This is a genomic window from Enterobacter cloacae complex sp. HYC042_NIDB (assembly GCF_056673315.1).
Genome location: NZ_CP109650.1, coordinates 3,786,730 through 3,800,439 on the forward strand (window position 1 = coordinate 3,786,730; position 13,710 = coordinate 3,800,439).

Annotated in this window: 11 protein-coding genes and 3 pseudogenes; 4 read left to right on the top strand and 10 right to left on the bottom strand. The window is 48.4% G+C overall.

Annotated elements, in window-relative coordinates; all coding sequences use genetic code 11:
- Positions 1–190: 190 nt before the first annotated feature.
- The 10 genes and pseudogenes from OKF39_RS18095 to OKF39_RS18140 all read right to left on the bottom strand — a co-directional run.
- Positions 191–1,867: a hypothetical protein gene (locus tag OKF39_RS18095; protein WP_368982211.1), complete on the bottom strand. Its 1,677-nt coding sequence runs from the start codon at positions 1,865–1,867 to the stop codon at positions 191–193.
- 2 nt (positions 1,868–1,869) lie between these two features.
- Positions 1,870–2,418 carry a baseplate complex protein gene (locus OKF39_RS18100; RefSeq protein WP_368982212.1) on the bottom strand — a complete coding sequence of 183 codons (549 nt, stop codon included), beginning with the start codon at positions 2,416–2,418 and terminating at the stop codon, positions 1,870–1,872.
- Positions 2,390–3,115 carry a hypothetical protein gene (locus OKF39_RS18105; protein WP_368982213.1) on the bottom strand — a complete coding sequence of 242 codons (726 nt, stop codon included), beginning with the start codon at positions 3,113–3,115 and terminating at the stop codon, positions 2,390–2,392. The genes OKF39_RS18100 and OKF39_RS18105 overlap by 29 nt, the downstream gene beginning before the upstream one ends.
- The gene (locus tag OKF39_RS18110) at positions 3,105–3,548 is read right to left on the bottom strand and encodes a tail fiber assembly protein (protein ID WP_479983219.1); all 444 of its coding nucleotides are present in this window, start codon (positions 3,546–3,548) and stop codon (positions 3,105–3,107) included. Before OKF39_RS18110 ends, OKF39_RS18105 begins: the two co-directional genes overlap by 11 nt.
- 2 nt (positions 3,549–3,550) lie before the next feature.
- Positions 3,551–5,647 (bottom strand): phage tail-collar fiber domain-containing protein, encoded by a 2,097-nt coding sequence (locus OKF39_RS18115; protein WP_479983220.1) that lies wholly within the window; start codon positions 5,645–5,647, stop codon positions 3,551–3,553.
- Between the two features lie 9 nt (positions 5,648–5,656).
- A complete protein-coding gene (locus OKF39_RS18120; RefSeq protein WP_414455945.1) occupies positions 5,657–6,244 on the bottom strand; it encodes a hypothetical protein in 588 nt (195 codons plus the stop codon).
- Positions 6,237–7,421, bottom strand: a complete 1,185-nt coding sequence (locus OKF39_RS18125; protein ID WP_479983221.1) for a baseplate J/gp47 family protein — start codon at positions 7,419–7,421, stop codon at positions 6,237–6,239. Before OKF39_RS18125 ends, OKF39_RS18120 begins: the two co-directional genes overlap by 8 nt.
- The gene (locus OKF39_RS18130; RefSeq protein ID WP_063929746.1) at positions 7,418–7,747 is read right to left on the bottom strand and encodes a DUF2590 family protein; all 330 of its coding nucleotides are present in this window, start codon (positions 7,745–7,747) and stop codon (positions 7,418–7,420) included. The genes OKF39_RS18125 and OKF39_RS18130 overlap by 4 nt, the downstream gene beginning before the upstream one ends.
- A pseudogene (locus OKF39_RS18135) lies at positions 7,744–8,514 on the bottom strand (phage tail tape measure protein); the annotation flags it as partial. The gene OKF39_RS18130 and the pseudogene OKF39_RS18135, both read right to left, overlap by 4 nt.
- Positions 8,504–8,929 (bottom strand): annotated as a pseudogene (locus OKF39_RS18140) (phage regulatory CII family protein); the annotation flags it as partial. The pseudogenes OKF39_RS18140 and OKF39_RS18135, both read right to left, overlap by 11 nt.
- A 396-nt stretch (positions 8,930–9,325) precedes the next feature.
- Between OKF39_RS18140 and OKF39_RS18145 the strand changes: the two are divergent.
- The 4 genes and pseudogenes from OKF39_RS18145 to OKF39_RS18160 all read left to right on the top strand — a co-directional run bounded on the left by OKF39_RS18145 (position 9,326) and on the right by OKF39_RS18160 (position 13,708).
- Entirely contained in the window at positions 9,326–9,901 is a 576-nt protein-coding gene (locus OKF39_RS18145) for a phage repressor protein CI (protein WP_121424459.1), read from the top strand.
- Positions 9,901–10,944 carry a phage integrase gene (locus OKF39_RS18150; protein ID WP_368982214.1) on the top strand — a complete coding sequence of 348 codons (1,044 nt, stop codon included), beginning with the start codon at positions 9,901–9,903 and terminating at the stop codon, positions 10,942–10,944. The genes OKF39_RS18145 and OKF39_RS18150 overlap by 1 nt, the downstream gene beginning before the upstream one ends.
- A gap of 33 nt (positions 10,945–10,977) precedes the next feature.
- The gene (locus tag OKF39_RS18155) at positions 10,978–12,129 is read left to right on the top strand and encodes a hypothetical protein (protein WP_479983222.1); all 1,152 of its coding nucleotides are present in this window, start codon (positions 10,978–10,980) and stop codon (positions 12,127–12,129) included.
- 350 nt (positions 12,130–12,479) lie between these two features.
- Positions 12,480–13,708, top strand: a pseudogene (locus OKF39_RS18160) (integrase domain-containing protein).
- The last annotated feature ends 2 nt before the right edge of the window (positions 13,709–13,710 follow it).

Genomic DNA, 13,710 nt, shown 5'->3' on the forward strand with positions numbered 1-13,710 from the left:
GACGCGCCAGCGCCCTGCTGAGGATACGATCTACTTTAAGGATGGCGCTGACTGCCTGAAAGGCTGGAACACGCCAGAGCGCTACTGATTGCGCGTGGCAAAGTCTGTTTGTGAGGATAGAGAAGAGACGCCCTGCGGGGGATGAAGGGCATAAAAAAACCCGCTTGCGCGGGCTCAGGTCTTAAACGGCTTATTTGCCAATCACCGGGGAGTATTTGCCGTTCAGCGTGTCCGCTTTAGCTCCGGTGCTCCGGATGGCTCCCGCGTTGGTTGGTGCTCCTGTATTGCTGTGCGTGTGGTCGGCCGTTTGATCTGCCAGCTCTTTTACCACGTCCAGCGTGTCCAGCATCAGCTGTGCCACGTTGATGGTGCCAGAGCCAATCCACACTACCGGGGCAATAATCTGCTGCTGAACGGCCGCCACGCTTTTACGTATCAGCCCAATTTTCTCAATCAGGTCTTTACCCGTGGCGACTGTCTTGCTCCCGGCTATGTCCGTTTCATCATTGCCGCCGATACTCGCAACGCGGTTATTCACTGCCTGGCTGTAATCACCCGTACATACCTGCTGAATGGCTCCGGCCATCAGTGTGGACGTGCCCAGCACCGTAACTGTATCCGTGGCCTTAATGGTAGTTTCCCGGCTGACCAGCTCCCGCTGTTCAGTATCGGCCTTAACCATCCGCGCCATAGATGTTTCACTGATAGTCTGGTCTGTCTGCCTCACCCAGTCGCCCGCCTGGGTGACGCGCTGCGACACTTCCGCACGCTGCTGTTGCAGCTGCTCACCAGGCTGGATATCCGGTAAGCTGGTTCCCTCCGGCACGGTCTGCCGCACAAAGGGCTTATCCGGCCTTCCGCCAGTAAAAGCAATTTCAACCAGCGTCCCTTCAGGGGGAAACTGGAACATCCCGGAATCGTTACCCGCCATAGGAACCGGCAGAGGCACAGCTGAGTAAACAGGCGTGTCTTTATCCGGATTGCCGTCCGCGTCTAACAGCTGCACATCAACCGCATAACGAGGACGGAACGGATCGGAGAAATTGCCGCTTTTCACCGCTTCAACGGGATTCATGACGCGGGCGAATTTTGGTAAGTGCATCCCGGAAGCCAGCTCCGGATAATGGCTTTCAATCTGGCGCTGCACGGGCGTTTTCTGGAGAGCCTGACCCGTTGAGCGGTTGCGCGGTGTCCATGTCACAGACATCGTGTCATTTTGCAGGTGGACTTTTGTCACCCTCTCCCCGTTCAGATCCACGCCGGGGCGCAGGCTCTGCACCAGGGGAAGCGTCATGGAGTTCCCGCCAGCCGCCCCCTGGTTAAATTCATGGGGGATCTCAATCGGGCGATCAGCAAACAGGGCTTTTTCCGCGCCGCCTACATATACCCCGCCGTCCGGCAGCTGGTACCAGACGTAATCCGTAACGCCAAAAGCTTTACCCAGATTATCCAGCAACTGATAACCCGTACCGCTATGGGTGAAGTGTGGGATCGGACGGTCTGAATACTCTGCATCCGGTACACTGATTGTCAGCCCGCTATGCTCCGTCAACCAGCTGGCTACATCGCGCAGCGTAGGATGCTGGAATGAGCATGGCCACAGACGTTCAAACACACCGACCAGCTCACGAACAAACAACCGCTGGAAACCATTTTCAGCAGGTTGCGAGCGCTCCACATACCCGGTGAACCAGCGCAACACCAGATCGGTATAACCCACATCGAGACGCACCAGTTTCCCCGTATAGTCCTGCGTTGTCCCGGCAGTAATAAACCCCCGGCCGCAGCTGTTCAGCTCCAGCACCAGGCTGGCATCAGCCAGGTGGATTTCATCCGTTGAAAGGTACAGGCGTTTAATCGGCTTCATTTTTATCCCAGTGCATCATTTACGGGCTTGAGCACCTTGCGTTCAAACCACGTCAGTTTTTCTTCATCCTCGCCAGCTGTCTGACTTCCGTTCTTGCCGCTGCCACTTCCCGGCGTTTGTTTCACGGCTTTGTTTTTTCCGCTAGCTCTGGCCTCACGTTTTTCCTGCACGCTGATATGCTCGGTTAGCGTGAACGTAACCAGCCAGGACATGCGCCCGTCCTGCGGCGGCGCGTCCAGGGTTCCCGTGAAAGTCGCCTCCCGAAAATTCACAGCCCGCGCGGCCTCATGCGCTACACGGTATTTCTGGCGCTGGCCGCTGGCATCCGTCGCGCTGCCCAACTCAAAGATACGACGCAGGATCTCCGGATTTTTATACGGGATTTCCCCTGATACGCGCAGCTCTTTGCCTTTTATGCCCTGCTCTGATTTTGTCGTGGCACTTGTCTGGCCGGACTGGTCTTTATCCTGGAATTGCTGGGAAACCGTAACGCGCATGTTCTTCAGCAGAATGGCTTCGCCGTTAAGCGCCAGTGTCGGGTTCGATGTCATGTATCATTCCTTTTATGCCGTCGAGATTGTCGCCAACCAGCATCATCGCTGCGGTATACACGGAGGACTGAAGCGGAATCCCTTTTACCAGCTCCAGAAGCGTGGACGGCAGATCGCCGCTGGCGGTAAATACCCATGCCCTGGCGCTTTTGCCCTGTAATTCCGCCAACCCGCTGGCAATGCCAGAAATCAGGCTTTCACGTTGCAGTGTGAAATCCGCCATCAACTCTTTTAGCCCCGTCAAATCCGCTGCTGTTGCGGCTTCCTGCTGGGCTTTCTTCACCGCAGCAGCAGCCAGTGCGGTACGGCTTGTAGGCACCGAAAGCGGGATCGCCGCTGGCAAACTCTGACTGTATTTTGCCGGGATTAGCATCTTCTCAGTAGCCAGCTGCGCGGCGGACTGCGCCAGCCTCCGCACCTGGGTAAATGCCGGACTGGGAAACACATCCACAAGTTTATTGAGGCTGGCCATAAAGCTTTCATGCGTCTGGCCAGAAACCATCATGATCACGATATCAGCCGCCCCGCCCGTTCCGGCCAGTTTTTCAGCCAGATAAGTGATCGCATTAACCGGACTGAGATAAGCACCGTTTTCTGTATGCTGTCCCAGCCCGTAAATCCACGGATGAGCCGGGATAACTGAACAATTCAAAGCCGCAACTGAATCGCTGAATGCAATCTGCGCCTCACGCCACACCTTGTGGAACCTCCGGCCATTCAATATCAGGCGCCAGCGATGTATCAATCCGCATCAGAGACACCCGATATTCTCTCCAGGCTAACAGGAGATTTTCTTCTTCTTTTGTCGCTATACCTAAGTCAACGGCATCTTTGAGAGGCTCAATTGCCAGGCGGGCATCGTTCATACACCAGTTTTTCCGCTCCTCCGCCTCCTTCATAAGTTGCTCTTTAGTTTTCGCTGGAGGGGGAACGCTGAGCCATTCCATCTGTTTACTTTTAACGTTGTAGTTAGGCACGCAGTTAACGGGAGCGACACCAATAAATTTTTCATGCTCTGTATCGCTTACACGCACCAGATCGTCAGGAAGCGCATCAACAGATTTGTAATAACGCAGACTTTTAATCGGATAAAATCCGCGTGTCTTATTGCTGAATAACTGACTGTGCATGATTAATACCCCGTTACCACAAAAGAGAAATATCCGTTCATGTTGTGCGTGTGCAAATTGAAAGCATTTGCACTTATTGCTGATGCTGTCCACCATGTAGACTGATTATTTCCGCCGTCTCCACTGTATGACCCACCAATGCCCAGAATCCCATTTGGAAATGATGCAGGTAAATAAATCGTAACATCAGGATTAGAGCTCGAATTGGAATAAACTCCGGTAATACACTGCATAAAGATTTGTCCGTTGCCGTGGCGATAATAGGCGGAACTATTTCCGGTAGTGGTTGACCCTGACTGGTTTGGTGGAGGGTTATTTGAAGAGTAAACCCTTACCGCACCGCCTGACTCATAAACCCCCTGACTAGCGACGACGTTAGTGCCAGCGTTTACTTGACGGGGGGCATAGAAAGTTCCGTCATAACCAAACTGATATACTGCACCGTTTCCGCTATCACCGAGAATATGGATAACGGCAGAACCAAAATCATTATTTCCGGTTCGCAATATCCCAAAGCTAACAGATGCACCATAACCATGCCCGCTTGTTTGGCTTGTTCCTTTAACAATAGGCAGATACACCGACATGCCATTAGGCGTGGTATAACCCGGCATAAAAAATGGGGCAGTTCCGTTACTGTATTGCTGTGCAAAACCGCCGATCCCCTGCCAGTATTCCGCTTTGGTGGCAAAATACTTTGCATTGTCTAAATAATCTACGCTTCCACCGTAATTCGTCAGAACGTTCGTCCAGCTTCCCCAGTATCCATTATCGCCGTTCAATGTGCGGAATTTTAGGCGCTTCCCACCATCGCCATACGACGCGGCGTACTGGACACGGTAATCCCCCCAGCCGCCACCGACATCAAGAATTGTCGCTTCATAACCGGGGGAAAACGCTGCATCGGCATAACAGAAGCTCACAGAGTTAGCCGGAAGGGCGCTGGCATCTGCTATCGCTTCACCCGCTTTTGCGCGTACTGAACGCACTGCCACCGCGCCACCGTTAACCAGCACGCGCCCGGCTGTGATGTCGTCGCGGCTTTCCTGAACGTCTTTTTTAGCCGCAGTCCCCAGGCTTTTTTCCAGTTTCGTAACATTATCGCTGACGGCTTTTACTGCTTTCGGGGTTGCAGCAAGGGTTTCAGAGTCGCTGTTAGTGGCACTGCTTAACTGCGTAAACCCCCTGGCTGATGTTGTTGCATCAGGATGGTTACGTGATTGCTCATGTTTTTTCAGTGCGTCACTGGCGGCCTGTTCATCAAGCGTTCCTTTTGGGCGCAGATCGGTAATGTTGCCGCTGGCATCAATGCTGGCCACTGCAAATACAAAGTGCTGAACACCATCCCGCACATAATCCGCAAGGGCATCGGCAATTGTGATTTTACTTTCCACCACCCAGGCGCTTGTCAGTGTCCCCGTCCATGCAACATCCAGCCAGACCTTTACCGGCTTGTTTGTCACGACAATATTTTGGCTGGCCAGCAGCTGTGTGCGCAGCCCGCGCACATACCCCACCCCCGGGGTTACAAAATACTGAGAACCATTTTTACCGACCAGATAGCCGTCACCGAAAAATGCAGCTGCACCATAAATGTCGATATTTTCCAGGCGCTGGCGTTCATCCATCCCGGCCATACGGGCAGTGAAGTCAATCTGCCAGGTTTCCGCTGGCGTGTTGATTCCTGTTTCAGTCTGTGCGCCGTTAAATTCCATCAGAAACGAACGGGTAAGTACGTTCCCCTGCTGGCCATCTTTCGTTTTTAGCTTTTGCTGTAATGGCGCGTGCACAATCATGGCCAGCGTATTGCTTGCCTTGTTAATCAGGCCAATCCAGTTAAATGAAAAGTCGCCCACATCAGCGCCCAGCACAACGGAGTGCACCACAGCATTTTCATTAACAACGCCCTTACGGCTTACCGCCTGACGGTGAACAATTTGCGCATCTGGCGGCAGCGTTTCATTTCGATCAATTGGCTTAGTGGCATCCAGTCCCGGTACGCTGGCGAAAACAAATTCATCCAGCAGAACGGGATCGCCAGTGACGGACTGGATTGCCTTCCACTGCTCAAAAGCCAGTGTGATAGCAGTCTGTGACATAAATACTCCCTATAAACTCGCGCTAAAAGTAGCGTCAATGGCTTCCGTGCTGTTTAGCCGTGCCGGATAAACCACGTATTCCCCCTGATCCCATCCCGCCCGGATAGACAGGCGTTCAGACGTAATCACTTCAAACTGATAGCGGCGGCAGGTTCGCCCGTACTGCCTGATTATCTGAATCATCAGCTGCGTGTTATCCGCTATCTGGCTGTCAGTCACACGCACCAGGATCACATCCCAGTCAATGTCCGGCTGGCGTTCAACCAGCTCCACGTAACCAATCCCCAGCCGCTCGAAAATATTAATAAATCCCTCAACCGAACCTGCATCACGCGCGTTGATAAAGGCATAGGCCACACGCTTGCGAAAGAGGCTTAACGGTTCGCCGCTAAAGCGGGTAATGTCCCTGTCATAAGCGATTAAATTCAGAACCGGCTCAATACAGGTCAGCGGATCAAACTGCCGCAGCGGCCATGTTATCCAGTCGTACACCTCCGCCCAGAACGTCCGCGCGGTCTTAAGCAATTTCAGCGGCTCGCCCTTATTCATCCAGGACGGCAGCGCCATGCTGGCCAGCTTCTTCAGAAAATCAGTCATCTTGCAGAGCCACCGTCAAAGAGTTGAGGCGCGGAACACCCAGATCGCTCGTAATATCCTTCAGTGAAAACTCAACCGAATCCGCATCAGTGAAGGTTTTATGAATCTCCCGCCCCAGTTGGGAGAATGAAAACCGGGAATATGGCCACGTCTTTTTCACGTCGTAATCCGTGTTTTCCCTGAAAGCGCAGCGGATCAGGTTTTCAATCCCTTTTTTCAGCGTGGTCTGCTGTTCCGGCTCAAGGTTGCTCAGGCTCCTGACGTAAACCGTAACGCTCAGATCGTGCCGGGTTTCCGGCATGGCAAAACACTGCATATCATCCCCGTGGCCGTGGTGGCCTTGCGTGTTGATATAGTCATTTACCGCATCAATAAACGGCTCAGACGTTACCCCGCTATCCAGCAATAAATACGCGTTCGCCGTACCTGGCCCACGCGGCGCATCGTGAAGAAAGAAGATGCGATCAATACTCAGCCCCGCCACGCTGGCAATCATCGAACGGTAAACTGCATCCGTGTGGTAGTTCCCCACCAGGTTGAACTGATTGCGGCAACGCTCACGCAGTTCATCATCGCTTTCCTCATCCGCGCCCGGTACTGTCAGCCAGTCCTCTTCACTGGCCACATGGCTGATGCCATCCACGGCCACGGGCAAAATGCGAAAATAACCCGGCGCAAGGTTGTACGCGCCGCCTGTTCCCGTAGCTTTGACGGCAAGCAAGGCGCTGGCCGTACCGGACGGGATCACCACATCAGCTACGGTTGCCACGGCGTAAATTTTGCCGTTAATCCTTTCAGTCTGAATGAGCGTCCCGGCCTTAACTGTGACGGCCTGGTTTACATCCTCTTTGAAGAATCGGATCACCCCTTCCGCCGCGCTGGCGGGTTTAGCCGTAACGTTCACCGCCCTGGCCAAAAGGCGCAGCATCTCCCCGCCCGCCGTGGCCACAAACATATTGACCATGACTACGGAAACCAGCGCGTCCTTAAGCCACATCACGGGGGCGGTCACTATCGCGGTAATGAGTCGCCAGAACGGTGACATACGCGACGTGTTTGTAATGAGCCCTTCCTGATCTGCAATCGCATTAAAACGGGTGCGCACAGCCTCTTCAGTCACGGGCATCCCGCTGGACTTCACCACCTCTTCAAAATCAACCTGCGGCTTTTCTGTCATAAATCTACCTGTGCCGATATTCCGCCAAAGTCGTACGTGCTGGCCGTTACCCATAAACGTTTCTGATTTTCTTCGCTGACTTCCACCGTGCCCGGCACAATGCGTTCATCCTCTTCGATCAGCAGCTCCAGCTGCGTGAAAATATCGGCGCGTAAAGTCGGGCTGCGTTCACCAATTAATTGCGTGGCCAGTCCGCTTTCCAGAATGCTGTGAATAATGTCCTGGCCGATACTTTTTCTGTTATTACACAGCTCCGGCTCTTTCCCGGTATTCAGTACGAAATTACCGTTTTCAATCAGCAGATCGATGTAAAGCAAATCACTCATGGGTTTAGCTCCTGCCATTCCTGCAATTGTCCCGGTGAAATATTTTCTTTCGGGTATATATTTACCGTTCCAATTTTCCGGCTGTTATCCGTCACAGATTTAGAATTGCTGCTCATGGTTTTACTGATTCCACCACGTTCAATACCTTTTAACTCCCCTCCCGTTAAAAGAGCATTTGGCGTCATGGCAGGAGGTGGCTCCGCCGCCAGAGAAACATTAACGCCAGGGATTTTATTTAACTTCCCGACAATCCAGTTCCATGACTTCAGGAAACTCCCTTTAATAGTTTTCCAGACATTATCAAACATAGATACGATGCCGCTGGCCATGCCGCTTAATGCCTCAGAGGGGGAAAAGCCCTTGAGTAGCGCTATGAAATTATCCCATCCCTCACTGATATACTGCCAGACGCTGGAAAATATCCCCCCCAGCCATTCCACTACAGCGGCGACGGTAGTAAAGGCTTCCGTATTCATTACCGCAGCTTTGATCGCATCCCAGTGTTTAATCAGGAGATAGCAACCAACGGCAAGCAGAGCTAAAGCACCAATAATCAGGAGAATAGGCCAGCTCATAAAATTGATACCAACCCCGGCCAAAATCGCTGCCATTCTAACCGCCAGAAGTATTCCGCGCAGTGCACCCAGCGTAATATTCCAGATAAGCACGGCCTTCTGCGCCAGCCAGATTGTGGCGGTGTAAATCTTCGTTACCGATGTAAGTGCCTTCCAGAGCCCACGCAGTCCCCCCATTACAAACGAGGAAAGCCAGGACGGAAAGGGAACGGATAGCATCACGAGCACGATCGAGAATTTGTGTGCGGCGTGCTGCTGTCATGTGCTCAGTTGATACAGCTTCCCCAGCGATTGCCCCCACATTGGCGGTGGCACTTAACGCGCAAAACTGCATATTGGCTTCAGTGGCGTTGTTGATAGGAACGGACGGGAGGCAGTTAATCTGCCCCAGCATTCCATCCAGCAAACGCGCATCTTCGGTGTAATCGGTAATAGCCAGCAACTCGTCACAGGTCAGGCGGTGCGGTTGAATTGGGTTCAACTTATTACGGAGGATCTGCGGACGTATACCAACGGCAGCTGCCACATCCTCCAGATTGTGGGACAGTGCAAACGCTCGGCAAGCTGCATCAAAATGAGCATGTTTGGAAGTTTGGTAATCAAACATTGTTCCTACCCCATTCCATATACAGAATGATCATGATGAATGGACAAAACGAACTACTAACGGTCTGCATTCCATGCGTACCAATCTACATATACGTGTTCTTTTGGTTTTTCCTTCGGCTTGATTTTTACTTTTCCCGAGTGAACCCAGTAACGCGCAGTACGTAATTTGATACCAACACGCTCACTGAAAGTTTTGATAGGTATCCAGCGGTTCTCTGAATAGGTTGCGGAGGTAGTTTTCATAAGGCAAAATCTCACTTTGAAGTAACCACCATTTGCAGATGGTGGCAGTGGTTAACAACGAACTACTATTATTCACATACACAAACTACAAACGAACACCATGAATCCTATGTAGCCGTTTGTAGTTTGTCAACCATTAAGAACTACAAAGATGCAAAAATATAATATCAAAACAGGCGCTAGAGAGGCTGTTGCAAGGATCTGCGAGGTGTACGGTTTCACTTCCAGGCTTCAATTGGCTCAATACTTGGAAATGTCCCCTAGTGCTTTGGGTACAAGGATCATGCGGGACAACTTCCCAGCAGACCTTGTCTTGAGATGTGCTTTAGAAACCGGAGCATCAATCTATTGGTTAACTACTGGCGAGGGGGCTACATTTGACCATCTCGCCAGCGATACCCTAAGAATCCCTGCCTACAAAATTTCGAACAATGAGTTAATGCGGCAGGCATCCTTCATCTATGACAAATCTTTGCTGCCGAACTACTCTGGAGAACTACAAATAATCAAAGATGATAATGTAACCTACTTTGTAGATATCTATTCTCATCAAGCAACTGATGGTAAGTATTTGATTGAGTATTCAGGCACGAAAAGTATTAAAGAATTAACACTGCTTCCAGGTAACAAGCTACGAATTGATTGGGGAAAATATCCTGTAGATTGCGATATTTCTGATGTAACGTTAGTCGGGAAAGTGGTTGCAACATATTTGGTTAATGAATAATGACAGTAAGAAAAACTAAGGAAGGAGAATGGATTTGCGATTTGCGCCCGAACGGTGCAAAAGGAAAACGCATAAGAAAAAAATTTGCAACCAAAGGAGAAGCTTTAGCCTATGAGAAATTCATCACAAATGAACTTGCAGATAAACCATGGCTAGGTGAAAAGGAGGATACAAGAAGGCTGTCAGACCTTATAGAGCAATGGCATGCTTTATATGGGAGAACTCTATCTGATTCAGATCGAATGATGTCTAAGTTAAAGGGTATTTGTGCTGGCATGGGTAATCCAATAGCCTCACACATAACTGCTGCTGATTTTAGTGCCTATCGTGAAGGACGTCTGAAAGGAGTAATCCCAGATGTTAATGGTCGTTGCATGCCAATCCAGCCACAAACCGTAAACCATGAACAACGTAACTTATCCGCTGTTTTTGGTACTTTAAAAAAATTAGGGCATTGGTCTCTTCCAAATCCGGTGGCGGGTATCCCTACCTTTAAAGTAGACGAAAAGATGGTTTCTTTTCTTTATGAACATGAGATCAAAACCCTGCTGCAATATTTAGCAGAATCTAAAAGCCCGGATGTTCTGACAATTTCAAAAATATGTCTTGCTACTGGTGCACGTTGGAGTGAGGCAGAGAATCTTGAAGGCGCCCAAATAACTCCTTATCGTATAACTTATAAAAATACAAAAAGTGGTAAGGTTCGCTCAGTTCCAATCTCTAAAGAACTTTATGATGAAATTCCAAAAAAACGCGGGCGTTTATTTACTCCATGTAGAAAAACTTTTGAAAGAGTTATAGAGAAAGCAGGGATAGAACTTCCAGAAGGGCAGTGTACACATGTGCTACGCCATTCCTTTGCGAGCCACTTCATGATGAACGGTGGAAACATACTTGTTTTAAAAGAGATATTAGGTCATTCAGATATAAAAATGACAATGATTTATGCACATTTTGCTCCTACACATTTAGAAGATGCTGTTGAAAAGAATCCACTTTCGAATCTGGGAAATAATACTTCAAGTCGGTTCGAACATGTATGATTAATTTTATCTTAAATCAGAATGGTGCGTATTATGATTAGCTTTACAGATTCATTAGTAAAACGTAAATTCAACAAAGCATATGATTACATACTTGAAAATCATGAAAAGAAATTTAAGGAAGCATTAAGTCAAAGAAATCCTAGTGATACAGAATTTATTAGCTTAATGTATGTTTCAGCTTGGAAAGAATTAAAGGAATTTTACAGTAACCCAGTGCAATTCGATGGCAGAACTGATTTCTCACGCGAGTTTGTTGGTGATTTTTTAATAGATGAAGAAATTTACAAAACCGATTGCAAATATCATCTATACGTTTCCCTAAGATTTATTTGGGAGTATTATTTATCTATCCATACCACTAACACACCTATCGGGAAAATATGTTTCGACAGTCAAAAGATCCGTTACTTAGATAATATAAATGATACTTCATGGAATGTAGAAAACGGCGCATACACACCTGCCTTTAGTTGGATTGTGGATATCATGCCTTATGATATATATAGAAGATTTATATCTTCTTCAGATTTCCAAGACGCAAAAAAATTAACAGGCAATATAAACATCGAGAGGGAAAAATTAAAAACCGATGTAGAAAATATTATTTCTTTAGCAGGAGACAGCATTGAATATCTCGATGCTGTGCGACAAGAAGCAAAGGATTTAGAAGAGCGTTTAACGAATGTAAAAAGGGAAGGCAATTTTAAATTATTAGCAAAGGCATTCTCTGCATTAAGAAAAAACAAAAACTCTGAAGTAAAATATGCGCAACTTAGAATGTGGGCATTTGTAGGTCTTCTAATTTTATTACCAATTGTTTCATTTTGGTATTTTCAGCGCAAATTAAACAATGCTGACCTATTAACTTTAGTGAAATGCATCCCACTAATCAGCTTAGAGATTTTATTCTTTTACTTTATGAGACTTTTTTATATTGAGGTTAAATCACTTAAAAGTCAATTAGTTCAAATTGACCTTAGGCTCAATCTATGTGAATTCATATATGACTATATTGAAACTAGAGATAAAACGCACTCTGATAAAGTCAATGATTCCTGGAAAGCCTTTGAATCACTAATATTTAGCCCAATTCAACCAAATGAAGATAAAATCCCCTCGGTGATGGACGGAACGGATGCTTTAGCAGACCTGGCTGGTAAAATTCTAAAAGCGAGGCAGTGATTTTTTCACAATACTAAAGATCCATATAGTGTCCAGCCAGCCTGTCATGGACTGTTAAAGCTTGTCAGCTACTGTTAGGTATCTTATTGAAAATAAACGCATGCTGTTGTTTTTGCATATTGTAGTGGAGAATGTAGAAATTTCGGACGCGGGTTCAACTCCCGCCAGCTCCACCAAAATTCTCCATCGGTGATTACCAGAGTCATGCGATGAAGTCCTAAGAGCCCGCACGGCGCAAGCCCTGCGGGCTTTTTTGTGTCTATTGTTGTCCGAGAACATCCGGCTAAATCCGGTGATTATTGGTATACGTTTAGGTATACGACAGGATGTACACCTAAAAGCGTATACAAATTCATGAAGGAGCAGCCTCAGAGGCACTGACAACACGCCCCCTGACCAACACCGAAGTTCTGCGCGCTAAAGCGTTAGAAAAGGATCTAACGCTTCATGATGGCGATGGGCTTTTCCTGATTGTTAAAACCAGCGGGAAAAAGCTCTGGCGTTTCCGTTATCAACGTCCGGTAACAAAGCAGCGAACAATGATGGGGCTTGGTGCCTTCCCTGCCCTTTCGCTTGCTGATGCCCGAGGGTTAAGAGCTGATTACCTTGCCTTATTAGCTAACAGAATCGACCCGCAAATTCAAGTTGAAGTTGCAGAGTAACAGCAGCAAATCGCACTGGACAGTATTTTTTCAACGGTCGCCGCTAACTGGTTCCAGCTCAAAAGCAAAAGCGTTACCCCTGATTACGCAAAAGACATATGGCGCTCATTGGAGAAAGATGTATTCCCTGCCATTGGTGAGATCCCCGTTCAGCAAATCAAAGTCATGACACTGGTTGAAGCTCTTGAGCCAATAAAAGCACGTGGAGCACTTGAGACTGTGCGCCGGCTGGTGCAGCGGATTAACGAGATAATGATTTATGCAGTAAACACTGGCCTCATTGATGCTAATCCAGCATCAGGTGTTGGATGGCCTTTGAGAAGCCCAAAAAACAAAATATGCCGACGCTGCGGCCAGAAGAATTGCCGAAGCTGATGCGTTCTTTGATTATGTCTAATCTGTCTGTTTCGACGCGCTGTCTTACTGAGTGGCAACTTCTGACCTTTGTGCGTCCTTCTGAAGCCTCCGGCACTCGGTGGGCAGAGTTCGATCTCGATGCAAAGCTCTGGACGATTCCAGCCTAACGGATGAAGGCCAAGCGTGAGCATATTGTTCCCTTATCGCCTCAGGCATTAGAGATTCTGGAAGTGATGAAACCAATCAGTGCTCATCGTGAACATCTTTTCCCAAGCAGGAATGATCCAAAGCAAGCGATGAATAGCCAGACTGCAAATGCTGCTTTAAAGAGAATCGGATATGGTGGTAAATTAGTAGCTCATGGTTTACGGGCAATTGCTAGTACATGTATTAATGGAGCAGAATTTAATCCTGATGTAATTGAAGCTGCATTAGCTCATATTGAAAGTTATGATGTTAGAAAAGCCTATAACCGCTCAACCTATCTAGAGCATCGAAAAGAATTGATGGACTGGTGGGGTATGCAGTGCACTTCTGCAAAAAATGGGACTGTTCGATAGCA

What these genes read in the sequence shown, in the direction of transcription:
- OKF39_RS18095 (WP_368982211.1), bottom strand. Translation starts at nt 1,867, where the DNA reads ATGAAGCCGATTAAACGCCTGTACCTTTCAACGGATGAAATCCACCTG.
- OKF39_RS18100 (WP_368982212.1), bottom strand. Translation starts at nt 2,418, where the DNA reads ATGACATCGAACCCGACACTGGCGCTTAACGGCGAAGCCATTCTGCTG.
- OKF39_RS18110 (WP_479983219.1), bottom strand. Translation starts at nt 3,548, where the DNA reads ATGCACAGTCAGTTATTCAGCAATAAGACACGCGGATTTTATCCGATT.
- OKF39_RS18115 (WP_479983220.1), bottom strand. Translation starts at nt 5,647, where the DNA reads ATGTCACAGACTGCTATCACACTGGCTTTTGAGCAGTGGAAGGCAATC.
- OKF39_RS18120 (WP_414455945.1), bottom strand. Translation starts at nt 6,244, where the DNA reads ATGACTGATTTTCTGAAGAAGCTGGCCAGCATGGCGCTGCCGTCCTGG.
- OKF39_RS18125 (WP_479983221.1), bottom strand. Translation starts at nt 7,421, where the DNA reads ATGACAGAAAAGCCGCAGGTTGATTTTGAAGAGGTGGTGAAGTCCAGC.
- OKF39_RS18130 (WP_063929746.1), bottom strand. Translation starts at nt 7,747, where the DNA reads ATGAGTGATTTGCTTTACATCGATCTGCTGATTGAAAACGGTAATTTC.
- OKF39_RS18145 (WP_121424459.1), top strand. Translation starts at nt 9,326, where the DNA reads ATGCAAAAATATAATATCAAAACAGGCGCTAGAGAGGCTGTTGCAAGG.
- OKF39_RS18150 (WP_368982214.1), top strand. Translation starts at nt 9,901, where the DNA reads ATGACAGTAAGAAAAACTAAGGAAGGAGAATGGATTTGCGATTTGCGC.
- OKF39_RS18155 (WP_479983222.1), top strand. Translation starts at nt 10,978, where the DNA reads ATGATTAGCTTTACAGATTCATTAGTAAAACGTAAATTCAACAAAGCA.